This is a genomic window from Pseudomonas sp. N-137 (assembly GCF_034555295.1).
Lineage (GTDB): Bacteria > Pseudomonadota > Gammaproteobacteria > Pseudomonadales > Pseudomonadaceae > Aquipseudomonas > Aquipseudomonas rhizophila.
Genome location: NZ_JAXUDQ010000028.1, coordinates 250,139 through 274,087 on the forward strand (window position 1 = coordinate 250,139; position 23,949 = coordinate 274,087).

24 protein-coding genes are annotated in these 23,949 nt (G+C 63.1%); 13 read left to right on the top strand and 11 right to left on the bottom strand.

Annotated elements, in window-relative coordinates; genetic code table 11:
• Positions 1–5 precede the first annotated feature (5 nt).
• From T3A99_RS19435 to nrdR, 8 genes are all read right to left on the bottom strand, one after another.
• Complete coding sequence (locus T3A99_RS19435) at positions 6–509, bottom strand: phosphatidylglycerophosphatase A (protein ID WP_047229740.1); 504 nt, start codon at positions 507–509, stop codon at positions 6–8.
• Complete coding sequence (gene thiL, locus T3A99_RS19440) at positions 506–1,471, bottom strand: thiamine-phosphate kinase (RefSeq protein WP_047229741.1); 966 nt, start codon at positions 1,469–1,471, stop codon at positions 506–508. The genes T3A99_RS19435 and thiL overlap by 4 nt, the downstream gene beginning before the upstream one ends.
• Positions 1,472–1,489: 18 nt before the next feature.
• A complete protein-coding gene (nusB, locus tag T3A99_RS19445; RefSeq protein WP_047229742.1) occupies positions 1,490–1,990 on the bottom strand; it encodes a transcription antitermination factor NusB in 501 nt (166 codons plus the stop codon).
• On the bottom strand, positions 1,987–2,463 hold the full coding sequence (ribE, locus tag T3A99_RS19450; RefSeq protein WP_047229743.1) for a 6,7-dimethyl-8-ribityllumazine synthase: 477 nt from the start codon (positions 2,461–2,463) through the stop codon (positions 1,987–1,989). Before ribE ends, nusB begins: the two co-directional genes overlap by 4 nt.
• Positions 2,464–2,553: 90 nt before the next feature.
• Positions 2,554–3,645, bottom strand: coding sequence for a bifunctional 3,4-dihydroxy-2-butanone-4-phosphate synthase/GTP cyclohydrolase II (gene ribBA, locus T3A99_RS19455; RefSeq protein WP_076383459.1), 1,092 nt, complete (start codon positions 3,643–3,645; stop codon positions 2,554–2,556).
• Between the two features lie 16 nt (positions 3,646–3,661).
• Positions 3,662–4,324 (bottom strand): riboflavin synthase, encoded by a 663-nt coding sequence (locus T3A99_RS19460; protein ID WP_047229745.1) that lies wholly within the window; start codon positions 4,322–4,324, stop codon positions 3,662–3,664.
• A gap of 46 nt (positions 4,325–4,370) precedes the next feature.
• Positions 4,371–5,504 (bottom strand): bifunctional diaminohydroxyphosphoribosylaminopyrimidine deaminase/5-amino-6-(5-phosphoribosylamino)uracil reductase RibD, encoded by a 1,134-nt coding sequence (ribD, locus tag T3A99_RS19465; RefSeq protein ID WP_047229746.1) that lies wholly within the window; start codon positions 5,502–5,504, stop codon positions 4,371–4,373.
• The gene (nrdR, locus tag T3A99_RS19470) at positions 5,501–5,965 is read right to left on the bottom strand and encodes a transcriptional regulator NrdR (protein WP_024778359.1); all 465 of its coding nucleotides are present in this window, start codon (positions 5,963–5,965) and stop codon (positions 5,501–5,503) included. Before nrdR ends, ribD begins: the two co-directional genes overlap by 4 nt.
• A 127-nt stretch (positions 5,966–6,092) precedes the next feature.
• Between nrdR and T3A99_RS19475 the strand changes: the two genes are divergently transcribed.
• The 3 genes from T3A99_RS19475 to trxA all read left to right on the top strand — a co-directional run bounded on the left by T3A99_RS19475 (position 6,093) and on the right by trxA (position 8,269).
• A complete protein-coding gene (locus T3A99_RS19475) occupies positions 6,093–6,563 on the top strand; it encodes a YbaY family lipoprotein (RefSeq protein ID WP_047229747.1) in 471 nt (156 codons plus the stop codon).
• A complete protein-coding gene (locus T3A99_RS19480) occupies positions 6,560–7,219 on the top strand; it encodes a class I SAM-dependent methyltransferase (protein ID WP_322834707.1) in 660 nt (219 codons plus the stop codon). The genes T3A99_RS19475 and T3A99_RS19480 overlap by 4 nt, the downstream gene beginning before the upstream one ends.
• A gap of 177 nt (positions 7,220–7,396) precedes the next feature.
• On the top strand, positions 7,397–8,269 hold the full coding sequence (gene trxA, locus T3A99_RS19485; RefSeq protein WP_047229749.1) for a thioredoxin: 873 nt from the start codon (positions 7,397–7,399) through the stop codon (positions 8,267–8,269).
• Positions 8,270–8,336: 67 nt separating this feature from the next.
• On the opposite strand, the gene T3A99_RS19490 is transcribed toward trxA, so the two are convergent.
• Positions 8,337–8,684 carry a hypothetical protein gene (locus tag T3A99_RS19490; RefSeq protein WP_047229750.1) on the bottom strand — a complete coding sequence of 116 codons (348 nt, stop codon included), beginning with the start codon at positions 8,682–8,684 and terminating at the stop codon, positions 8,337–8,339.
• Between the two features lie 132 nt (positions 8,685–8,816).
• Between T3A99_RS19490 and T3A99_RS19495 the strand changes: the two genes are divergently transcribed.
• From T3A99_RS19495 to T3A99_RS19515, 5 genes are all read left to right on the top strand, one after another.
• Positions 8,817–9,407: a DUF2796 domain-containing protein gene (locus T3A99_RS19495; protein ID WP_322834708.1), complete on the top strand. Its 591-nt coding sequence runs from the start codon at positions 8,817–8,819 to the stop codon at positions 9,405–9,407.
• Between the two features lie 161 nt (positions 9,408–9,568).
• Positions 9,569–10,279, top strand: a complete 711-nt coding sequence (locus T3A99_RS19500) for an ABC transporter ATP-binding protein (RefSeq protein WP_076383452.1) — start codon at positions 9,569–9,571, stop codon at positions 10,277–10,279.
• Position 10,280: 1 nt separating this feature from the next.
• Entirely contained in the window at positions 10,281–11,546 is a 1,266-nt protein-coding gene (locus T3A99_RS19505; RefSeq protein WP_047229753.1) for an ABC transporter permease, read from the top strand.
• A gap of 11 nt (positions 11,547–11,557) precedes the next feature.
• Entirely contained in the window at positions 11,558–12,076 is a 519-nt protein-coding gene (locus tag T3A99_RS19510) for a DUF3299 domain-containing protein (protein ID WP_047229754.1), read from the top strand.
• 256 nt (positions 12,077–12,332) lie between these two features.
• Positions 12,333–13,031: an OmpW/AlkL family protein gene (locus T3A99_RS19515; protein ID WP_076383451.1), complete on the top strand. Its 699-nt coding sequence runs from the start codon at positions 12,333–12,335 to the stop codon at positions 13,029–13,031.
• 135 nt (positions 13,032–13,166) lie between these two features.
• On the opposite strand, the gene T3A99_RS19520 is transcribed toward T3A99_RS19515, so the two are convergent.
• Positions 13,167–14,096, bottom strand: a complete 930-nt coding sequence (locus tag T3A99_RS19520; RefSeq protein WP_076383450.1) for an NAD-dependent epimerase/dehydratase family protein — start codon at positions 14,094–14,096, stop codon at positions 13,167–13,169.
• Positions 14,089–14,973, bottom strand: coding sequence for a sugar nucleotide-binding protein (locus tag T3A99_RS19525; protein WP_076386543.1), 885 nt, complete (start codon positions 14,971–14,973; stop codon positions 14,089–14,091). The genes T3A99_RS19520 and T3A99_RS19525 overlap by 8 nt, the downstream gene beginning before the upstream one ends.
• 293 nt (positions 14,974–15,266) lie before the next feature.
• Here T3A99_RS19525 and T3A99_RS19530 point away from each other — a divergent pair, with 293 nt between their 5' ends.
• The 5 genes from T3A99_RS19530 (at position 15,267) to T3A99_RS19550 (ending at position 23,821) form a co-directional block, all read left to right on the top strand.
• Entirely contained in the window at positions 15,267–19,580 is a 4,314-nt protein-coding gene (locus tag T3A99_RS19530) for a DEAD/DEAH box helicase (RefSeq protein WP_274090082.1), read from the top strand.
• 207 nt (positions 19,581–19,787) lie between these two features.
• Complete coding sequence (locus T3A99_RS19535) at positions 19,788–20,714, top strand: DUF72 domain-containing protein (RefSeq protein ID WP_047229758.1); 927 nt, start codon at positions 19,788–19,790, stop codon at positions 20,712–20,714.
• On the top strand, positions 20,711–21,523 hold the full coding sequence (locus tag T3A99_RS19540) for an endonuclease/exonuclease/phosphatase family protein (RefSeq protein WP_076383448.1): 813 nt from the start codon (positions 20,711–20,713) through the stop codon (positions 21,521–21,523). The genes T3A99_RS19535 and T3A99_RS19540 overlap by 4 nt, the downstream gene beginning before the upstream one ends.
• The gene (clsB, locus tag T3A99_RS19545; protein ID WP_047229760.1) at positions 21,520–22,818 is read left to right on the top strand and encodes a cardiolipin synthase ClsB; all 1,299 of its coding nucleotides are present in this window, start codon (positions 21,520–21,522) and stop codon (positions 22,816–22,818) included. Before T3A99_RS19540 ends, clsB begins: the two co-directional genes overlap by 4 nt.
• The gene (locus T3A99_RS19550; RefSeq protein WP_160893667.1) at positions 22,805–23,821 is read left to right on the top strand and encodes a lysylphosphatidylglycerol synthase domain-containing protein; all 1,017 of its coding nucleotides are present in this window, start codon (positions 22,805–22,807) and stop codon (positions 23,819–23,821) included. The genes clsB and T3A99_RS19550 overlap by 14 nt, the downstream gene beginning before the upstream one ends.
• Positions 23,822–23,949: the final 128 nt, after the last annotated feature.

Consider the following 23,949-nt stretch of genomic DNA (forward strand, 5'->3'; position numbering starts at 1 on the left):
ATCCCTCAGGAGAAACACCACACCAATCCTTGCATCGCCAGCCAGGCGAAGACACCGGCCAATACATCGTCAAGCATGATGCCTACGCCTCCATGCACCTTGCGGTCGATCCAGCGGATCGGCCATGGCTTGAGGATATCGAAGAAGCGGAACATCAGAAAACCCGCCAACAGCCAATACCATCCTTCAGGCACCAGCCACAGGGTAATCCACATGCCGACCATTTCGTCCCAGACGATGCCCTCATGATCGTGCACCCGCAGGTCATCCGCCACCTTGCCGCACAGCCAGAAGCCGAACAGCATGGTGATGCCGAGCATCAGCCAGTAGCCCCAGTCCGGCAACATCTGCCACAACGGTATAAAGGGTAGCGCAACCAGCGAGCCCCAGGTGCCCGGAGCTTTAGGTAAAGTGCCCGAACCGAAGCCGAACGCGAGGAAATGCCAGGGATTACGCCAGACCGAGGGCGGAACGAATTCCGCCGGGACCTGGTTGGGATGATCTGTCACGGTGTCTCCCGAAAATGTTGATAGCCCCGGATTTGCGGGGTGATGTCGTGTCCATCGCTGTCGAGCAGCGCAACACCTTGCCCGGCCACCACGCGACCGATCACATGGATCGGCCAGCCCTCGGCCTGCAACGCCATCAGTCGGACAGATGGCAAGGTGAATAGCAACACGTAATCGTCACCACCGCTCAACGCGGCGTGCGCGGCATTCGCTCGGCCCAGGAACGCTACCAAAGCCTTGGACAATGGCAGGCGGTCACGTTCAACGTGTAACGCCACACCTGACGCCAGGGCGATATGCCCGCAATCGGCCAGCAGGCCATCAGAGATATCCATCGCCGCGCCAGCCTTGCCCCTCAGCGCCAGGCCGAGGTCGATTTGCGGGCGTGGCGACCAATAATGCGCCAGCAGCGGCTCGGCGATATCAGGTTCGGCGGTGCGCTGCCCCAGCACGAGCGGCAATGCGCCAGCGCCATTGCCCAACTCGCCACCGACACATAGCCAATCACCAGGCTGCGCGCCGCCGCGAGTCAGGGCCTGGCCGCACGGCACGCGACCGAACACCGTCAGGGTCATGCTCAACGGCCCACGCGTAGTATCACCGCCCACCAGCGCGACATCACACGCCTGGGCCATCTGGTTCAAACCACGGGCATAGGCTTGCAACCAATCGGCGGTCACCGTCGGCAAGGTCAGGGCCAGGGTAAATGCAAAAGGAGTAGCGCCCATGGCGGCCAGGTCACTGACCGCCACGGCCAGCGAGCGCTGGCCGAGCAGGAACGGGTCGCAAGGGTCTGGAAAATGCACACCGGCCACAAGGGTATCGGTGGACACCGCCAACTGCTCCCCGGGTGGAACGGCCAGCAAGGCGCAGTCGTCGCCGATCCCGAGCGCAACGCCCTCGCCGCCCTGCGCGCAAGACGCAGCGGCGAAGTAATGACGGATCAGCTCAAATTCGCCCATAGTCGCTGCAAACGCCGGTCAGCGCTTGAACGCCTTCACTTCAGCTTCACGCAGACGCGGGGCCAGCTTGTCGAGTACACCGTTGACGAACTTGTGCCCATCGGTGGACCCGAAGACTTTCGCCAGCTCGATCCCTTCGTTGATCACTACGCGGTAAGGAACGTCGACGCGCTGCATCAGCTCCCAGGTGGACAAGCGCAACACGGCCAGTTCAACCGGGTCCAGCTCTTCGATGGTCAGGTCCAGGCAAGGGGCCAGGGCAATGTCGATTTCGGTCTTGTGGGCCGGGACGCCATGCAGGATCTCGCGGAAGTACGCGCCGTCAACGTCACTGAAATCGTTGTCGACCCGAAACTGCGCTTCAATCTCGTTCAGCGATTGCTTGGCCATGTGCCATTGATACAGCGCCTGGGTCGCGAGCTGACGGGCTTCGCGACGCTTGACGCTCTTCGAAGGCTTGCCGGCATCGGCTGGCTTGGGATCGCGCGGGTTGAAACGATCGCTTTCGTCGCTAATCACTTGGCCTCCAACTGCGCCAGCAGGCTGACCATTTCCAGGGCGGACAGGGCAGCTTCGGCGCCTTTGTTACCGGCCTTGGTGCCGGAACGTTCAATGGCTTGCTCGATGGAATCAACGGTCAGCACGCCGAAGGCGACCGGCACGCCGAATTCCATGGACACCTGGGCCAGGCCCTTGGTGCATTCGCCGGCCACGTATTCGAAGTGCGGAGTACCGCCACGAATGACCGCGCCCAGGGCGATGATCGCCGCATATTCGCCCTTTTGAGCGACTTTTTGCGCAACCAGCGGAATTTCGAAGGCGCCAGGCGCACGGATGATGGTGATGTCGCTTTCGCTCACGCCATGGCGAACCAGGGCATCGACCGCACCGCCAACCAGGCTCTCAACCACGAAGCTGTTGAAACGGCCCACTACCAGAGCGTAGCGGCCTTGAGGGGCGATGAAGGTACCTTCGATGGTCTTCAGGGTCATTCGTCAGATCTCTTAAAGAGCCAGAGCGCGTTCGAATACGCGCTCCTTAGTGATATTAGCCGCGAATACTGAGCCGGAAATCCCGGGCCATTATTCGGAGGGCACGTATTCTACAACTTCCAGGTCGAAACCGGATATCGCATTAAATTTCATCGGTGCGCTCATCAGGCGCATTTTTCGTACGCCCAGGTCCCGCAGGATCTGCGAACCGGCGCCGACGATGCTGTAGGTGGTCGGTTTTTTCACGATGGTGTTATCGCCGGTTTCACGGATGTGCGCCAGCAACACGTCGCCATCGAGCGGGTGTCCGAGCAGCAGGACCACGCCGCTGCCGGCCTCGGCCACCGCGGCCATGGCGGCCCGCAGGCTCCAGCGGCCGGGCTGCTTGACCATCAGCAGGTCGCGCAGCGGGTCCATGTTATGCACGCGCACCAGGGTCGGTTCTTCGGCGCACACGGTGCCCAGGGTCAGCGCCATGTGCACGTCACCTTCCACCGAGTCGCGGTAGGTCACCAGGTTGAACTGGCCCAGTTCGCTGTCCAGCGGCTGCTCGGCAATCCGCTGAACGGTACGTTCGTGGATCATCCGGTAGTGGATCAGGTCGGCGATGGTGCCGATCTTGATGTTGTGTTCGGCGGCAAAGGCTTCCAGTTCCGCGCGACGGGACATGGTGCCGTCGTCGTTCATGACTTCGCAGATCACGCCGCTGGCTTCGAAACCGGCCATGCGCGCCAGGTCGCACGCCGCTTCGGTGTGGCCGGCACGGGCCAGGGTGCCGCCGGCCTGGGCCATCAACGGGAAGATGTGGCCGGGGCTGACAATGTCTTCGGCCTTGGCGTCTTTCGCAGCGGCCGCCTGCACAGTGCGGGCACGGTCAGCGGCGGAGATACCGGTGGTCACGCCCTCGGCGGCCTCGATGGACACGGTGAACTTGGTGCCGAAGCCGGAACCGTTGCGCGGCGCCATCAATGGCAGCTTCAAGAGCTCGCAGCGTTCGCGGGTCATGGGCATGCAGATCAGGCCACGGGCGTGCTTGGCCATGAAGTTGATGTGCTCGGCCTTGCAGCACTCGGCGGCCATGATCAGGTCGCCTTCGTTCTCGCGGTCTTCGTCATCCATGAGGATGACCATCTTGCCTTGGCGGATGTCTTCAACCAGTTCTTCGATGCTATTGAGCGCCACGCGGCACCCCCTTGGGTCAGGATTTGAGGTAGCCGTTGGCGGCCAGAAAGCTTTCAGTGATGTTACCGGCTGCAGGCGTTGCTGCCTTGTCGCCCAACAGCAGGCGCTCCAGATAACGGGCCAGCAGGTCAACCTCCAGGTTGACCCGGCGACCGGGCCGATACGAGGCCATGATGGTTTCGCTCAAGGTGTGCGGAATGATGGTCAGCAGGAACTCGGCGCCATCCACCGCATTGACCGTCAGGCTGGTGCCATCGACGGTGATCGAGCCTTTATGGGCGATGTACTTGGCCAGCTCTTTAGGGGCGCGGATGCGAAACTCCACGGCCCGGGCGTTATCGCTGCGCGCAACCACTTCACCCACGCCGTCGACATGGCCACTGACCAGATGTCCACCCAGGCGGGTGGTAGGGGTCAGGGCTTTTTCCAGGTTGACCGGGCTGCCGCTCTTGAGATCGTTCATGGCGGTGCAGTCGAGGGTTTCGCGGCTGACGTCCGCCAGGAAACCATTGCCCGGCAGTTCGACGGCGGTCAGGCACACGCCGTTTACCGCGATGCTGTCGCCCAGTTTGACGTCGCTCAGGTCGAGCTTGCCGGTTTCGACATGAACCCGCACGTCGCCGCCCTTGGGGGTCAGTGCACGGATGCTGCCGATGGATTCGATGATGCCGGTAAACATGGAGTCCTCCTCGAGAACGGGCCGCCGCTTGAGCGAAAGCCGGGAATTATACGCGGGCCTGCGAAACGGGAACGGCGATGACTCGCCAGTCATCGCCCACGGCACGGATTTCGGTGATTTTCAGCTCCGGAGCATCTTTCATCTGCGCCAGCGGCCAATCCAGTAACGGTCGTGCCGAAGAGCCGAGGAACTTGCCGGCGATAAAAATCTGGAACTCATCCACCAATCCTTGCCGGGCAAAAGCCCCCGCCAGGCGTGGGCCGGCTTCCACCAGCACTTCATTGACGCCGCGGCCCGCCAGCTCCATCAGCAGGCGACGCAGATCGACCTGGCCATCGTCGCCCGCCACGATCATGCATTCTGGGCCATTGGCGTATTGTTCTTCCACCGCCATGCAGGTAGCGACCAGCGCCGGGCCGGCCTTGAAGAAAGGTGCGTCCAACGGCACGCGCAGACGACCGTCCACCAGTACCCGCAACGGCGGACGACTCATGATCAGCGCGGTCTGCTGCGCATCCAGGCCCAGTTCATCGGCGCGCACGGTCAGCCGGGCGTTGTCGGCCAGCACCGTATCGGCACCGGTCAGCACCACACTGGCCTGGGCGCGCAGGCGTTGCACCGCCGAACGTGCAGCCGGGCCGGTGATCCACTGGCTTTCGCCGCTTTCCATGGCGGTGCGGCCATCGAGGCTCATGGCGAGCTTGACCCGCACGAACGGCAAGCCGTGTTCCATGCGCTTGAGAAAACCTTCATTGAGCTTGCGGGCTTCGCCTTCCAGCACGCCGCTTTCGGTGGCGATACCGGCCTGGGCCAGCCGCTGCAGGCCGCGCCCGGCGACTTCCGGGTTCGGGTCCTGCATCGCCGCCACCACCCGCGCCACGCCGGCATTGACCAACGCATCGGCACAGGGCGGCGTATGCCCGTGATGGCTGCAGGGTTCGAGGGTCACGTAAGCCGTGGCGCCCCGAGCCTGTTCACCGGCGGCGCGCAGGGCATGGACTTCGGCATGGGGTTCGCCGGTGCGAATGTGCCAACCTTCGCCGACAACCTGACCGTCACGCACGATCACGCAACCTACCCGGGGATTGGGATGCGTGGTGTAGTGACCGCGCCGCGCCAATTCCAGGGCACGGGCCATGTGTTGGGCGTCGAGGACCGCCTGCTGCGCCGGGCTGGTCATTCTTTCACCGGTTCGCGGGCCAGGCGGTCGATTTCTTCGCGAAATTCGTTCAAGTCCTGGAAACGGCGATAGACCGAGGCGAAACGGATGTAGGCGACTTCATCGAGCTTCTGCAGCTCGGCCATCACCAGTTCACCGACCACCAGGGATTTGACCTCGCGTTCGCCAGTGGCCCGCAGCTTGTGCTTGATGTGCACCAGCGCCGCTTCCAGGCGCTCGACGCTCACCGGGCGTTTTTCCAGGGCGCGCTGCATGCCAGCGCGCAGTTTGTCTTCGTCGAACGGCTGACGGCTGCCGTCGGTCTTGATCAGGCGCGGCAACACCAGTTCAGCGGTCTCGAACGTCGTGAAACGCTCGCCGCAGGCCAGGCATTCGCGCCGGCGGCGGACCTGTTCGCCCTCGGCGACCAGTCGCGAGTCGATGACCTTGGTGTCGTTGGCACCGCAGAAGGGACAGTGCATGGTGGCAGGCAACAAAAAAAGGGAGGGCCATGGTAGCGCATCCCACTGGCAAGACAAGCCATAGGGTTTACGGTATACAGACGGGGTTACCGTCAGCCCCCTGGAATTTACCTTGCTGGAGCCACACATGCCGCTACGATCGCTCGTTTTGCTCAGTCTATTCAGCCTGCTGATGGCGTGCAGCAGCGACGCCCCCAAACCCGATGCCCCCGCCCCGGCCAAGACCCCTGCGCCGAAACAGGCCCAGGAAAAAGCCCGCCAGGCCGCTGAACTGGGGCCGCTACCGGCGCACCAGCGGGAGTTGAGCGGCACCCTGCAAGGGATACCGGCCGGGGCCGAGGTCGAACTGGCGCTGCTGGTGATCGATGACAAGGATCGTCCGCAACAATTGCTCGCCAGCTCCAGCCTGATCGGCAACAACCAGGCCCTGCCCTTTCGCCTGCGCTTCAACCCCGAAGCCTTCCCGGTTGGCGCCCGCGTGGAACTGCGCGGCCGCGCCAGCCAGTCGGGCCAGTTGATCCTGCATCTGCCGGAGCAACGCATCAGCCAGCCGACCACCCAGGCGCTGGGCGCGCTGCAATTTGTCAAAGCGCCATGAATTCAGCGCAAGACCTGCAGCACGCGTTGGGCCAGTTGCTTGGAGACGCGCGCCTAGTGGCTTGCCCGCTGCCTGAGACTGAGCTGAAATTGTGGCTGATCGACGGCGATAACATGGACCGCGCGTTCAGCCCGGAAGAAACCCGGCGCATTCTCCACGAACCACCTTACTGGAGCTTCTGCTGGGCCAGCGGCCTGGCCATGGCACGCTATCTGGTCGAACAGCCGCATTGGGTCGCAGGCAAGCGAGTGCTGGACTTCGGCGCCGGTTCCGGCGTGGCGGGTATTGCCGCGCTCAAGGCCGGGGCGCTGGAGGTGGTGGCCTGTGATCTGGATCCTCTGGCGCTTGCTGCGTGCCAGGCCAATGCCCTGCTCAATGACGTAACGCTTGGGTACTCGGAGGATTTTTTCGCCGAGGACGATCGCTTCGACCTGATCCTGGTCGCAGATGTGCTTTACGACCGCGCCAACCTGCCGTTGCTCGACCAGTTCCTCAGTCGCGGCCGCGAGGCCCTGGTGGCCGACTCCCGGGTGCGGGATTTCCAGCATCCGCTGTACCGGCGCATCGAAATGCTCGAAGCCATGACCTTGCCGGATCTGGCCGAGCCCGAGGAGTTTCGGCATGTGAGCCTGTACCACGCGCGGCGCCAGTCATAAAAGCATCGCGAGCAGGCTCGCTCCCACAGGGTTTTGTGTCGAATACAAAATGTGTGTTCATCACAAATCCCATGTGGGAGCGAGCCTGCTCGCGATAAGGCACCGCAACCCCCCGCTTTCAGCCGCCCCCCACCAAGCCGTATAGTTGCCCCATTCAAGCGTTCTACGAGATTCCCCATGACCCAGGACACCCCGTACATCTTCGACGCCACCACCGCCGATTTCGACCAGTCGGTGATCGCCAACTCTTTTCACAAACCGGTGCTGGTGGATTTCTGGGCCGAGTGGTGCGCGCCGTGCAAGGCGTTGATGCCGATGCTGCAAGGCATTGCCGAGAGCTATCGAGGCGAACTGCTGCTGGCCAAGGTCAACTGCGACATCGAGCAGGACATCGTCGCCCGCTTCGGCATTCGCAGCTTGCCTACCGTGGTGCTGTTCAAGGACGGCCAGCCCGTCGACGGTTTCGCTGGGGCCCAGCCGGAGTCCGCCGTGCGGGCGATGCTCGAACCCCATGTACAGATGCCGCCTCCGGCCGCCGCCGACCCGTTTGAACAGGCCCAGGCGCTGTTCGACGAGGGGCGTTTCGCTGATGCCGAGGCCGTGCTCACTGCACTGCTGGGGGAAGACAATACCAACGCCAAGGCGCTGATCCTGTATGCCCGCTGCCTGACCGAGCGCGGTGAGCTGACTGAGGCACAAACCGTGCTCGACGCGGTGAAAAGCGACGAGCACAAGGCCGCGCTGGCCGGGGCCAAGGCGCAGATCCAGTTTCTCGGCCTGGCCAAGGATCTGCCGGACGCCGCCGATCTCAAGGCCCGCCTGGCGAAAGATCCGCAGGACGACGAAGCGGTATATCAACTGGCAATCCAGCAATTGGCCCGCCAGCAGTACGAGCCGGCCCTCGACGCGCTGCTCAAGCTGTTCATCCGCAACCGCAGCTACAGCGAAGGCCTACCCCACAAGACGTTGCTGCAAGTCTTCGAATTGCTGGGCAACGACCATCCGCTAGTGACGACCTATCGCCGCAAGCTGTTTGCGGCGTTGTACTAGAGGTGCCGTTGCAAGCTGCAAGCTTCGAGCTGCAAGCGGCGATTCGTTTCAGCTTGGGGCTTGCGGCTCAATCTGCGTGCCAGCTGTAGAGCGGTGTATCGCCGCCGCTGATGACTTTCACGTCCGGACTATGGCGCAAGCGCACTAACAGGCGTTTGCCGGCCGGGGCGCTGCCGGTCAGGCCTTCGAGCTGTTCCAGCAGGTCCGGACCGCTCAGTTGCCCGGCCTTGCGCAGCAATTCCCTGGCGATCTGCCACAAGGCATCGTCCTGGTTGGCCGGCCTGGCCGCAGCCGTCGCCGTGTTATCGGGCCTGACCGTTTGCAACTGCGCGCCGAGCTGCGCCCAGTCGCCCTCATCCATGTCGATCGACAAGTCTACCGGCCAATCACCGACGGTTCCGCGTATCCGCAACATTACCGTGCTCCTGAAAATTTCATGTGCCCATGCTCCCATGGGCCTTGCGCGACGCCAAGCAGCCGGTCAAACTCTGCGCACTTTCGTTATAAGATTACATAACAGAACACTCATTTTATCTGGAGACTCGTCATGCGCCGTCTGCTTCTCGCCCTGCCGTTCGCCCTGCTGCCCTTGGCTGTCGCCCATGCGGCGGTCGAGCATGACCACGATCATGATCACGAGCACGGCAGCCTCGGCGCCCATGAACACGGTGTCGGCCAGCTGAATGCCGCGCTGGACGGCCAGACCCTGGAACTGGAGCTGGAAAGCCCGGCGATGAACCTGGTGGGCTTCGAACACGCCGCCACCAGCGATGCCGACAAGGCCAAGGTCGCCGCCGTGCGTGCGCAACTGGACAAGCCGCTGGCGCTGTTCAGCCTGCCCGCCGCCGCCAAATGCACCGTGGCCCAGCAGGAACTGGAGAGTCCGCTGTTTGGCGATGAACCGGACCACGATGACCACGACGAAGATGAGCATGGCGACGAACACCACGGCGAACACAGTGAAATCCATGCCCACTACCAGTTCACCTGCGCCACCCCGGGCGCGTTGAAAAACCTGGACCTGGCGACCCTGTTCAAAACCTTCCCGGCCACCCAGAAAATTCAGGTACAACTGATCAGCCCGAGCGGCCAGCAAGGCGTGGAAGTGACGGCCAAGGCACCCACCCTGAAATACTGATTGACCGCAAAACCAATGTGGGAGCGAGCCTGGTGGGAGCAAAGCTTGCTCGCGATGGCGGTTCTATTGTCGACACCCAAGTTGAATGTGACGGCCTCATCGCGAGCAAGCTTTGCTCCCACCGGTACTCCCACAGGTATTCATATTTTGAAGCGGCAAACATGACTCAAGCACTCATCGAACTGTCCGACCTGGGCTTCAGTTGGCCCGGACATCCACCCTTGCTGGATATCCCGGCGTTTCGCCTGGAGGCGGGAGAGACGCTGTTTCTCAAAGGCCCCAGCGGCAGCGGCAAGACCACGCTGCTGGGGCTGCTGGGCGGTGTGCAGACACCGGACCGGGGCAGCATTCGCCTGCTCGGCCAGGAACTCACCGAACTGGGCGCCGGGGCCCGCGACCGCTTTCGCGTCGACCACACCGGCTACATCTTCCAGCAATTCAACCTGCTGCCGTTTCTCTCGGTGCGCGAGAACGTTGAACTGCCCTGTCACTTCTCGAAACTGCGTGCGCAACGGGCGATCCAGCGTCACGGCAGCGTCGATCAAGCTGCTGCCACGCTGCTGGCGCACTTGGGCCTGACCGACACGAATCTGCTTGGGCGCCGCGCCGACTCGCTGTCCATCGGCCAGCAGCAACGGGTAGCAGCCGCCCGGGCATTGATCGGCCAGCCGGAACTGGTGATCGCCGACGAACCCACCTCGGCACTGGACTACGACGCCCGGGAAAACTTCCTGCGGCTGCTGTTCGCTGAATGCCGCGAGGCTGGATCGAGCCTGCTGTTCGTCAGCCATGACCAGAGCCTGGCGCCGCTGTTCGACCGCAACCTCTCGCTGGCCGATCTCAATCGCGCCGCCACGCCACTCGAGGTCTGAGATGTATTTGTTCCGTCTTGCCATGGCCAGCCTGGCGAACCGCCGTTTCACCGCGATCCTCACCGCATTCGCCATTGCCCTTTCGGTGTGCCTGCTGCTGGCGGTAGAGCGGGTACGCACCGAGGCGCGGGCCAGTTTCGCCAGCACCATCAGTGGCACCGACCTGATCGTCGGTGCCCGCTCGGGTTCGGTGAACCTGCTGCTGTATTCGGTGTTTCGCATCGGCAACGCCACCAACAACATCCGCTGGGACAGCTTCGAGCAGTTCGCCAGCAACCCGAAAGTGAAGTGGGCGATCCCCATGTCCCTGGGCGATTCCCATCGCGGTTACCGGGTGATGGGCACGACCGAGGCCTACTTCGAGCATTACCAATACGGTCGCCGGCAACACCTGGCGCTGGCCGAGGGCCGCGCCTTCGCCACCGATCCATTCGAAGTGGTGCTCGGCGCCGAAGTGGCCGAGGCGCTGCATTACACGCTGGGCGACAAACTGGTGCTGGCCCACGGCGTGGCGGTGGTCAGCCTGGTCAAGCACGATGACAAGCCCTTCACCGTGGTCGGTATTCTCAAGCGCACCGGCACCCCGGTGGACCGCACGCTGCACATCAGCCTCGGCGGCATGGAAGCGATCCACATCGACTGGAAAAACGGTGTGCCGGCCCAGGGCAAGGGCCGCATCAGCGCCGACCAGGCCCGCAACATGGACCTGACGCCCAAGGCGATCACCGCGTTCATGCTTGGCCTCAATAGCAAGATTTCCACCTTCGCCCTGCAGCGCGAGATCAACGAGTTCCGCGGCGAGCCGTTGCTGGCGATCCTGCCCGGCGTGGCGTTGCAGGAGTTATGGAGCCTGATGGGCACGGCGGAAAAAGCCTTGTTCGTGATTTCGCTGTTCGTGGTGCTGACCGGTCTGATCGGCATGCTCACGGCGATTCTCACCAGCCTCAACGAGCGGCGGCGGGAGATGGCGATCCTGCGCTCGGTGGGCGCGCGGCCGTGGCACATCGCGACCCTGCTGGTGCTCGAAGCCTTCGCCCTGGCGCTGGCCGGGGTCGCCGCCGGGCTGGCCCTGCTGTACATCGGCATCGCCGCCGCGCAGGGTTATGTGCAGTCGGCCTATGGGTTGTATCTGCCATTGGCCTGGCCAAGTGAATATGAATGGACGCTGATGGCTGGCATTCTGGTCGCCGCTCTACTGATGGGTAGCGTGCCGGCCTGGCGCGCCTATCGCCAATCGTTGGCCGATGGCCTGTCGATCCGTTTATGAGGACGTTGAAGATGCCCCGCGCTTTGCTTGCGCTGTTGATGACGGTCGCCCTACCGCTGTGGGCGGCCGAACCGAGGGACTTGTCGTGGCAGGAAATGATCCCGCCGGACGCACCGCCGGAAGTGCCGAACATGACGCCGCTGCACGACCTGTCGCAGATGAGCGATGCCCTGGCCGCCGAAGCGGCCCCCGCGGCCAAGCAGGATCTGCCCAACGCGCCGGTGGTCAAGGAACTCGACGGCCAGCAGATTCGTTTGCCGGGTTACATCGTGCCGCTGGAAGTCAGCGAAGAAGGCCGCACCACGGACTTTTTGCTGGTGCCGTATTTCGGCGCTTGCATCCACGTACCGCCACCGCCGTCGAATCAGATCGTGCATGTGAAAAGTGAAATCGGGGTCAAGCTCGACGAGTTGTACCAGCCGTACTGGGTCGAAGGGCCGATGCAGGTCAAGCCGTCCACCAGTGAACTGGCCGATGCCGGGTATCAGATGGCGGCTGAGAAGATTTATGTGTATGAACTGCCGGAGTGAATCTGGTGGTGATGTGTTGGCAATGGAATAGCTATCGCGAGCAGGCTCGCTCCCACAGTTGACCGAGTTGCTTCAGAAGGAATCCGGTCCAATGTGGGAGCGAGCCTGCTCGCGATGGGGCCCTCAAGATTTCCTCATCATCATTTTATTGAGCTGAGTCAATTAATAGACCCAGACTCATTGAGCTGAGTCAAAAGACCGCCCTAGAGCGCTGCGTACCATGAGACATCAATTTTAGATGCCCTCTGGAGCTCCCATGCAAAAGTCTCTGCTCAGCGCTTCCCTCGTGGCCCTCGCGCTCGCCTCCCCGCTCGCCCAGGCTCATACCGCTGGCGACATCATCGTTCGCGCCGGCGCCATCACCGTCAACCCGGAAGCCGACAGTTCCAGCGTCAAGGTCGATCGTGGCCCGCTGGCCGGCGCCGACCTTGGCGGCAAGGCAACCATGAGCAGCGACACACAGCTGGGCCTGAACTTCGCCTACATGATCACCAACAACCTGGGCATCGAACTGCTGGCCGCATCGCCGTTCGAGCACGATGTGAAGATCAAAGGCACCGCCCTGGGTGCGGCCAACAACAAGCTCGGCACCCTCAAGCACCTGCCGCCAACCCTGAGCCTGGTCTACTACCCGCTCGACGCCAAGTCGGCCTTCCAGCCTTATGTCGGCGCCGGCATCAACTACACCTGGATCTACGATGAACACGTCGGCAGCGAAGCCAGCGCCAACGGCTTCAGCAACTTCCGGGCGAGCAACAGTTGGGGCATGGCGTGGCAAGTGGGCGCCGACTACATGCTGACCGACAACATCATGGTCAACGGCCAGATTCGCTACATCGACATCGACACCACCGCCTATGTGGACAACAACGCCGTGGCCAGCGGTACCCGGGCCAAGGTGAATGTCGATGTGGACCCTTGGATCTACATGGTGGGGTTGGGTTACAAGTTCTAACTCATTCTTGAGAGTAAGAAAAAACCTGTGGGAGCGAGCCTGCTCGCGATTGCGTTGGATCAGCCGGCATTGATGCCAGCTGACAAACCGCTATCGCGAGCAGGCTCGCTCCCACAGTTTTTGGTGGCGTAGGATTCAGCGTCCCAGCAGCCGCGCCAGCCCCACGCTCATCGGCGTCTGTTGTGGAAAGCTGAAGCGCTCCAACAGCCGGCGATTGTCAGCCCGGGAATGGCGGATGTCGCCGGAGCGCGCCGGGCCGTAGCTGATCGGCGGCAGATCGCCCACCACCGTGGCCAGGGCCTGGAGCAATTGCTTGAGGGTCGTGGCCTGGTTCCAGCCGACGTTCACCGCGCCCACTTGCACCTCAGGTGTTTCGATAGCCTGCACCAACAGGTCCACCAGATCTTCGACGTAGACAAAATCCCGGGTCTGCTCGCCGTCGCCGAACACCGTGATCGGCAGGCCTTTCTGTGCCCGTTCGCTGAAGATGCTGATGACCCCGGAATAGGGCGAGGACGGATCCTGGCGCGGGCCGTAGATGTTGAAGAAGCGGAACACCACCGGCTCCAGTGCGTGCTGGCGGCGGTAGAAGTCCAGGTAGAACTCGCTGGCCAGCTTGTCCGAAGCATATGGCGTGAGCGGAGCCTTGGGCGTGTCTTCGTCGATGGACTCACCTTCGCCGTTGTTGCCATAGACCGCTGCGCTGGAGGCGAACAGCACCCGCTTCACCCCGGCCTGGCGCATGGCTTCGCAGACATTGAGGGTGCCGATGAAATTGCTCTGGTGCGTACGCACCGGGTCGTCCACCGAGGCCTGCACCGAAGCCACCGCTGCCAGGTGCGCCACGGCGCTGCAACCGGCCACGGCCCGGGCTACCAGCGCCGCATTGGCCACGTCGCCTTCGATCAGTTCAACCAGAGGGTTGTCCAGCGGCAGGTTACTGCGCTTGCCGGTGGACAGGTCATCGAGGATGCGCACCGAATGGCCCTTGGCAAGCAAGGCGTCGGTCAGGTGCGAACCAATGAAACCAGCGCCGCCGGTGATTAAAACAGGACCTTCAGCCATGACGATAAAACCTATCCAGTAAGCCCGGGAGTGCAGCGCGCCAGGCGCGGGGCTTGATCCCGAACGTGTGCAGAATTTTCTTGCAGGCCAGCACCGCATGCTGCGGTTCTTCCGCGGCGTCCGGCCGTGCGGCGTGTGCCTGGGGAGTAGGCGATTCGATTGCCAGGGGATGCAGGGCCCGGGCTTCGGTGAGGATCGCCTGCCCCAGCGCCAGCGGCGTGGTCGCCTCATGCCCGGCATAGTGGTAGGTGCCCCACAACGGCGCGGCGCAATCGAGTTGCTTGAGCACCGAGATGATCACCCGCGCCGCGTCGTCCACCGGCGTCGGATTGCCCCGACGGTCGTCGGCCAACAGCAGGTCTTCGGGTTGTTCGGCCCGGGCCAGGAAACGTCCCAGGATGCCGTCGGCGCTGTCGTCCAGCAGCCAGCCGAAACGCAACAGCACATGTTGTGGACAGGTGGCGCGCACGCTCTGCTCAATCCGCCACAACGCCTGCCCGCGCAGCCCCAAGGGCACAGGTTCGTCCTTTTCGCTGTACGCCGTAGCGCGGGATCCATCAAACACGCGATAGCTCGACGGTTGCAGCAAAATGATGTTGTGATGCTGGCACAGCTCGGCCAGCCGCTCGACGGCGCGCTCCTGGCTGGCCAGGCGCTGCTCGCTGACGGTCTCAGCCTGGAACCAGTCGAAGTAGTACGCCAGGTTGATCAAGGCGTCCGGTCGAGTGTCGTCCAGCAGCTGCGTCAGGCTCGCGGCATCCCAGCCGTCTTCGGGGGGGCGGGGGGCAAGAAAACCGATGTCTTCTTCCGCACCGAGGCGAATCAGCGCCTGCCCAAGGGCATTTCCGCCGCCCAGTAACATAAGGCGCATTCGCATAAAGTCAGCAGGCCCGGTCTGTTGGCAAAAGAATTGGGTCGACAACGCCCGCAGGCGTTGTCGGAATCGTTGCATTTTGCGGGTTTAGTGCGCAACCGTCATCCGTAAAGTGCAGATCCGGTATTTGTGTAAGGTTCACAGGCTCTATCGCGAGCAGGCTCGCTCCCACAATGGAGCGAGTCTCTTCAGAAAGAATGCGGTGGGAGCGAGCCTGCTCGCGATGAGGCCCTCCCAGGCCAGGCATCGCTCAGAGGTACTTGCATCTTCCCCATCCCACCCGCATAACTGCCCACATGAATCTGCCCTTCCCAGCCGACCACGCCATGGCAGGCTTTCATCCCGCCGTTCGCGCCTGGTTCAGCCAGACATTCCCGGCGGTCACGGCCGCTCAGGCCCGGGCGTGGCCGTTGATCGGGCAGCGCCGTTCGACCCTGGTGGCTGCGCCCACGGGATCGGGCAAGACCCTCACAGCATTTCTTGCCGTACTGGATGACCTGGTACACCGAGGCCTGGAACAGGGCGGTCTGCCGGACCAGACCCTGGTGGTCTACGTCTCGCCGCTCAAGGCACTGAGCAACGACATCCAGATCAACCTGCAAAACCCACTGGCCGGCATTACCGAACAATTGCGGCAGATGGGCCTGCCGCCGTTGCACATCACCACCGCCGTGCGCACCGGAGACACGCCACAAAAAGACCGCACAGCGATGCGCAAGACCGCGCCGCATATTCTGGTGACCACTCCCGAATCGCTTTACGTGCTGCTCGGCTCCGATTCCGGCCGGCAAATGCTCGCCAGCACCCGCACCGTGATTGTCGACGAGATCCACGCCATCGCCGCCAGCAAACGCGGCAGTCACCTGGCCTTGAGCCTGGAGCGTTTGCAAGCGCTGTGCGCCGAACCGTTGATGCGCATCGGTCTGTCCGCCACGCAAAAACCCATCGAAGCGGTGTCGCGTTTTCTCGTTGGCCAGGGGCGCAGCTGTGAAATCGTCGACATCGGCCACGCCCGCCCCCGGGACCTGGACATAGAAGTGCCACCCGTGCCGCTCTCGGCGGTGATGGCCAATGATGTGTGGGAACTGGTCTACAACCGCCTCGCCGAACTGGCCCGGGAACACCGCACCACCCTGATTTTCGTCAACACCCGGCGACTGGCCGAACGCCTGAGCCGTCATTTGAGCGAACGCCTGGGCAAGCACGCCGTGGCCGCCCACCACGGCAGCCTGGCCAAGGAGTTTCGCCTCGACGCCGAACAACGGCTCAAGCGCGGCGAGTTGCAGGTGTTGATCGCCACCGCGTCCCTGGAACTGGGCATCGATATCGGCGACGTCGACCTGGTGTGTCAGATCGCCTCGCCGCGGTCGATCTCGGCGTTTTTGCAACGGGTCGGCCGCTCGGGCCATCAGGTTGGCGGCACGCCCAAGGGACGCCTGTTCGCCACCACCCGCGACGACTTGATCGAATGCGTCGCCCTGCTCGATTGCGTGCGCCGTGGCGAGCTGGACATTCTGCACATCCCCAAGGCGCCACTGGATGTGCTGGCCCAGCAGATCGTCGCCGAGGTCAGTTGCCAGGAATGGCCGGAACAGGCGCTGCTGGAAACCTTTCGCCGCGCCGCGCCCTATGCCGAGTTGGACGACGGCCACTATCAGGCGCTGCTGCACATGCTCGCCGAGGGCCTCAATGGTCGTCAGGGCGTGCGCAGTGCGTACCTGCATCGCGACGCCGTCACCCGCACCCTGCGCGGGCGCCGGGGCAGCAAGCTGACCGCCGTGACCAGCGGCGGCACTATCCCGGACAACGCCGACTACAGCGTGCTGCTCGAACCCCAAGGATTGAACATCGGCAGCGTCAACGAAGACTTCGCCGTGGAGAGCATTGCCGGCGACGTGTTCCAACTGGGCAATACCTCTTACCGCATCATTCGCGTGGAGACCGGTCGGGTGCGGGTCGAGGACGCCCAGGGCCAGCCGCCGACCATTCCGTTCTGGCTTGGCGAAGCCCCTGGCCGCAGCGCCGAGTTGTCCCTGGCGGTAGCCCGCCTGCAAGCCCAACTGGACCAACTGCTCGGTGCCACGCCGGGCAACTTGCAACCGGCCCTCGACTGGCTGACCGGCACCTTGCAACTGAACCTGGCCAGTGCCGAACAACTGGTGGACTATCTGGCCCCGGCACGCCTGGCCTTCGGCGCCCTGCCGTCCCAGGACACACTGGTGATGGAGCGGTTTTTCGACGAGTCCGGCGGCACGCAACTGATCATCCATACGCCGTTCGGCAGCCGCATCAACCGCGCCTGGGGCCTGGCCCTGCGCAAGCGTTTCTGCCGCACCTTCAATTTCGAATTGCAGGCCGCCGCCAGCGAAGACGCCATTGTGCTGTCGCTGTCCACCAGCCACAGCTTCGAGCTGGACGAGGTCTGGCGCTATCTCAATAGCCATAGTGCCGAACAGATACTGGTCCAGGCAGTGCTGGATGCGCCGCTGTTCGGCGTGCGCTGGCGCTGGAATGCCAGTGTCGCCCTGGCCTTGCCGCGCTATTCGGGCGGACGCAAAGTCGCTCCGCAGATCCAGCGCATGAAAAGCGAAGACCTGATCGCCAGCGTATTCCCGGACCAGATCGCCTGCCTGGAGAACCTCGCCGGCGAACGGGAAATTCCCAATCACCCACTGGTGGAACAGACCCTCGACGACTGCCTGCACGAAGCCATGGACAGTGAAGGCTGGCTGACGCTGTTGCGGCGCATGGAAGCCGGCGAGGTTCGTCTGATCAGCCGCGATCTGCCGGCGCCCTCGCCCCTGGCGGCGGAAATCCTCAGCGCCCGGCCCTACACCTTTCTCGACGACGCCCCGCTGGAAGAACGCCGCACTCAAGCGGTGATCAACCGGCGCTGGAGCGACCCGCAGTCTACCGACGACCTCGGCGCACTCGACGCCGACGCCATCCAGGCGGTACGGGACGAAGCCTGGCCGGCCCCCACCAACCTCGATGAAATGCACGAAGCACTGATGAGCCTGGCCTGCATCGCCGACAGCGAGGCAGGTGCTCAGCCGTCGTGGCTGGACTGGCTGCAGGCCCTGGCCGAGCGCGGCCGCGCCAGTCATGTACAGATCAGCGCCGAACGAGGTGTGTGGGTGGCGCTGGAACGACTGACGTGTCTGCAGGCCATTTATCCACAGGCTCAATGGCGACCGCCGCTGACGCCGCTGGCGGGTTTCGATGAACCCTGGGACCGCGATGAGGCCATGGTGGAGGTACTGCGCGCGCGGCTCAGCGCCTTTGGTCCACTGCCGCTGGAGGCCATCGCCTACCCGCTGGGGCTAACGCCCCCGCCCATCACCCAGGCCCTGGCGCAACTGGAACAGCAAGGCTACGTGCTGCGTGGCCGATTCACCCCCGGCAGCGGACAGGAAGAATGGTGCGAGCGGCATTTGCTGGCGCGTATCCACCGCTACACCGTCAAGCGCCTGCGCCGGGAAATCGAGCCGGTGATGTTGCAGGATTTCATGCGGTTCCTGTTCGACTGGCAGCATCTGTCGCCGTCCACCCAAGGCCGGGGCAACGCGGTGCTGCCGTCGATCATCAGTCAGTTCGAAGGCTATCCGGCCGCCGCCTCGGCGTGGGACAGCGACCTGTTGCCGGCGCGGATCAAGGACTATTCCCCGAGCTGGCTCGATGAGCTGTGCCGCAGCGGCAAGCTGGTGTGGACGCGCCTGAGCGCTCGTCAGAAGCAATCTTCCAGCGCCTTGCGCAGCACGCCGATTGTGTTGCTGCCGCGCAATCAGGTCGCCCTCTGGAGCAGCCTGACTGAACAGACCCCACCCAGCGAGCTGTCACCCAAGACGCAAAAAGTCCATAAGGCCCTCAGCGAACACGGCGCGCTGTTTTTCGATGAGTTGTTGCACGAGGCGCACTTGCTGCGCAGCGAACTGGAAATCGCGCTACAGGAACTGGTAGGCGCCGGGCTGGTGAATGCCGACAGCTTCGCCGGGTTGCGCGCGTTGATCACCCCTGCCAGTAAGCGCCAGGCGCGCAGCAGTCGGCGCGGGCGCGGGGCATTCGTTGGCGGCATGGACGATGCCGGGCGCTGGGCCTTGTTACGCCGTAGCGCCCCAGTGCCCGAGGAAGGAAACCGGCCAGCGGCGATACCGCCCGACACCCTCGAACACATCGCCATGACCTTGCTGCGCCGTTATGGCGTGGTGTTCTGGCGCCTGTTGGAGCGGGAGGCGGATTGGTTGCCGAGCTGGCGCGAGTTACTGCGCACGTTTCATCGCCTGGAGGCGCGGGGAGAGATTCGTGGCGGACGTTTTGTCAGCGGTCTGGCGGGCGAGCAATTCGCCCTGCCCGAAGCCATACCATTGCTGCGGGAAGTGCGCCGCCGCCCCAGCGACGGCGCACTGGTGGCGGTGTGCGGTGTCGACCCGCTGAACCTGGCCGGCACCTTGTTGCCGGGAGCGAAAGTACCGGCGCTGGCCAGCAATCGGCTGGTGTATCGCGATGGCCTGCCGGCGGCGGCGCAGATCGCGGGCAAACAGCATGTGTGGCTGGAGCTGGATGCGCAGGGCATGACTGAGGTAAGGAACAAGCTGATCCAGAGAAGTTGAGGGTGTCTGGACGGACCTCATCGCGAGCAGGCTCGCTCCCACATTTGATCTGCGCTGGGGGCCCATTCAGCAACTACGAAACACAGCGAACAAGACTGCAGGACTTCACCTGCCCTCACCGTCGGTAACTCCATCGAAACTTTCTACCCCGCGCGACAGTCATCAAAAGACACAGGCGGTACGAGGTCATTGGCACGGGAGGGACACATGACGGCGATCCACATTGGCATTTCCGGTTGGCGTTATACGCCTTGGCGGGGGGATTTCTACCCCAAGGGGCTGACCCAGAAACGGGAATTGCAATTCGCCTCGCGAGCGGTCAACAGCATCGAAATCAATGGATCGTTCTACGCCCTGCAACGCCCCGAACGGTATGCCCAGTGGTACGCCGAGACCCCGCCCGGCTTCGTCTTCAGCGTCAAGGCGCCGCGTTTCATCACCCACATCAGACGTCTTCGGGACATTCACAAGCCGTTGGCCAATTTCTTCGCTTCCGGCGTGCTGGAGCTCAAGGAGAAACTCGGCGCGATCCTCTGGCAGTTTCCTCCCAGTTTCAAATTCGATCCCGAGTTGTTCGAAGACTTTCTCAAGCAACTGCCCCACAACACCGAAGATGCCGCCGCCCTGGCCCGGGAGCACGAACCGCGCCTGAACGGCCACGCCAGCACCCAGGCCGACAAGAAGCGGCCGCTGCGTCACGCGGTGGAGATCCGTCATGAAAGCTTTATCGATCCACACTTCATCACCTTGCTCAAACGCTACGACGTGGCACTGGTGATCGCTGACACCGCGGGAAAATGGCCGTATCGCGAAGACGTTACCAGCGACTTCGTGTACTTGCGCCTGCACGGAGCCGAGGAGCTATACGCCAGCGGCTACACCGATGCGGCCTTGAAACGCTGGGGCGAGCGGATCGAGGCCTGGAGCCACGGCACACAACCGCGCGATGCCCATTTGATCGACCCGAAAAAGAAACCCCGCGCCCGCAAGAGCCGGGAGGTGTTCTGCTATTTCGACAATGACATCAAAGTCCGTGCGCCCTATGACGCGCGTCACTTGTTGGAGCACTTCGACCTGGACAAGGACCTGGCCACCACGCCCGGCGAGCGCCCGGCCGAGGGGGTATTGCCATGAGCATCCCGGAGTTCACCGAAACGACCCGCGATCCAACCCAGGAACGGACGCAAGACCTCGACCGGATCAATCGCTTCACCGTCCTGACGGTCAACACCCATAAAGGTTTCACCGCCCTGAACCGGCGCTTCATCCTCCCGGAACTGCGCGAGGCGGTGCGCAGTGTGTCCGCCGACGTGGTGTTCTTGCAGGAAGTCCACGGCACCCACGAGCACCACCCGCAGCGCTATTCCAACTGGCCGAGCATGCCGCAATACGAATTCCTCGCCGATAGCCTCTGGCCACAGTTCGCCTACGGGCGCAACGCGGTGTACCCGGCGGGGGACCATGGCAACGCATTGCTGTCCAAATTCCAGATCATTCGCCACGACAACCTGGACGTGTCTATCAGCGGCCATGAAAGCCGCGGCATGCTCCACAGCGTGCTGCGTCTGCCGGGCGGCGATGAGCGGGAAATCCACGCCATCTGCGTGCACCTGGGGTTGCGCGAGGGGCATCGTGTCGAGCAATTGAAACTGCTTTGCCAACGTTTGAGCGAACTGCCGCCCGAGGCGCCGGTCATCGTCGCCGGGGATTTCAATGACTGGCGCGGCAAAGCCAGCGAGCTGCTTGAACCCAGCGGCCTGCGGGAGGTGTTCGCCGAGCAATGGGGCAAGCCGGCCCGCAGCTTTCCGGCGCGCCTGCCGGTCCTGCGTCTGGACCGCATCTACGTGCGCAACCTCAAGGCCCGTCATCCCAAGGTATTGAACGTACGCCCCTGGTCGCACCTTTCCGACCATGCACCGCTTTCGGTGGAGATCGAATTATGAGCGCGACTATGAACAAGGCGACGGTGGAACAGGTAGAGGTTCCGCCGACCGAGCGCAATCCGGCGCTGGTGGACATCGAGTACGGTTGGCACGGCAATAACCGGGTCACGCTTTTGGAGAACGGCGAGGAATATTTTCCCAGGGTCTTTGAGGCCATACGCCGGGCCGAAAAGGAAATCCTCCTTGAGACCTTCATTCTGTTCGAGGACAAAGTCGGTATCGAACTACGGGACCTGTTGGTCGACGCGGCCGGACGTGGCGTGCGCATCACCGTCAGCCTGGACGGTTTTGGCTGCGGCGAGCTGACCCCGGAATTTCTGGCGACATTGAGCGACGCCGGGGTGCGTTTGCAGATATTCGATCCCGCACCCCGGCACCTGGGCATCCGCACCAACTGGTTCCGGCGCCTGCACCGCAAGATCGTCGTGGTGGACGGTGTGATCGCGTTTATCGGCGGGATCAATTTTTCCGCAGACCATCTGGGCGACTTCGGTCCCGAGGCCAAGCAGGATTATTCCGTGGAGGTCAAAGGACCGGCGGTGGTGGATATCCATCACTTCGCGCTGTTGCAGAGCGGTCGGCCCAGCCGGGCCAAATATTGGTGGCAACGCCGCCGCAGCCGCCGCAACGAGTTGGCCTTCAACGATCATGATGGTCAGGTGCGGCTGGTCTATCGCGACAACCATGAGCATCAGACCGACATCGAAGAGGTGTACCTGCAAGTATTGCGCAGCGCCCAGCGACGCGTGGTCATTGCCAATGCCTATTTCTTCCCCGGTTTCCGGCTGCTGCGCGAGATCCGCAATGCCGCGCGGCGTGGCGTGGAAGTACGACTGATCCTGCAGGGCCAGCCGGACATGATGATCGCCAAGCTCGCAGCGCGGATGCTGTACAACTATCTGCTCAAGGCCGGCGTGGTGATCTACGAGTATTGCGAACGGCCGTTGCACGGCAAAGTCGCCTTGGTGGATGAGGACTGGAGCACGGTGGGCTCAAGTAACCTCGACCCCCTGAGCCTGTCCCTGAACCTGGAAGCCAATGTGCTGATCCGCGACCGGGCCTTCAACCGTGAATTGTTCGAGCGCCTCGATGATCTGAGCCGCAACCATTGCACCGTCATGCCGGCCAACCCTGCCCCTCGGGGCCTGCTGTGGCGCATGACCATCGGCTTCATGGTGTTTCACTTCCTGCGCCACTTTCCGGCCTGGGCCGGCTGGCTGCCAGCCCATAAGCCGCGCCTGAAACCTTTTTCGCCGCCCACGGCGGTTCGGAGCGAACCCCATGAACCACTCTGACGCGCACACGGCGCCAAGTGATGCCCACGCATCTGATGCCCACGCGGCCGAACACAGCAAACCCAAATCACGCTGGAGCCGCTGGAAACGCCCACTGACCCTGGCCTTCTTCCTGCTGCTGATCGTGTTGTTCACTGCCCTGGCCCGGCGCATTGACTGGGCCGAAGTGTTCGCGACCCTGGCGGACTTCAAACTGCGCACGTTGCTCATTGCCGCTGCGCTCACCGTTACCAGTTTCATCACTTACGCTTGCTACGACCTGATCGGCCGCACCTACATACGGCAGAAACTGGGCTGGCGGCAGATATTGCCGGTGGGGGTGATCAGCTACGCCTTCAATCTGAACCTCAGTGCCTGGGTCGGCGGCATCGCCATGCGCTACCGGCTGTATTCACGGCTGGGGGTCAGCAACGGGAACATCGCCAAGATCCTCGGCCTGAGCCTGGCCACGAACTGGTTTGGCTACATGACGTTGGCCGGGGTGGTGTTCAGCAGTGGCCTGGTAACGATGCCGCCGGGGTGGAAACTGAGCAGCACTGCGCTGCAAGGCGTGGGCGTGCTGCTGCTGTGCATCAGTGCCGGTTATCTGGTGGCTTGTCGGTTTTCCAAACGTCGGGCCTGGACCATCCGCGGCATGGAAATCAACCTGCCGTCGCTGCGCATGGCGGGGCTGCAACTGGCGCTGGGGGCGTTGAACTGGTCGCTGATGGCGGCGGTGATCTTCACCCTGCTGCCGGGCAAGCTGGATTATCCGGTGGTGCTCGGGGTGCTGATGATCAGCAGCATTGCCGGGGTCATCACGCACATTCCGGCGGGATTGGGGGTGTTGGAGGCGGTGTTCATTGCCCTGCTGCAGCACGAGGTTTCTCGTGGCAGCCTGCTGGCGGGGCTGATTGCCTATCGAGCGATCTACTTCATCTTGCCGTTGTTGATCACGGTGGTGATGTATCTGGTGATCGAGGCGAAGGCCAAGGCATTGCGGGTCAAGCCGGGGCCTAAGTGACAGGGTTCTGAGTATGGGTTGTCTGAGCGGGCCTCATCGCGAGCAGGCTCGCTCCCACAATTGATCTGCGGCGAACATAGGATTCCTGTCCACCAAAGATCTCCTGTGGGAGCGAGCCTGCTCGCGAT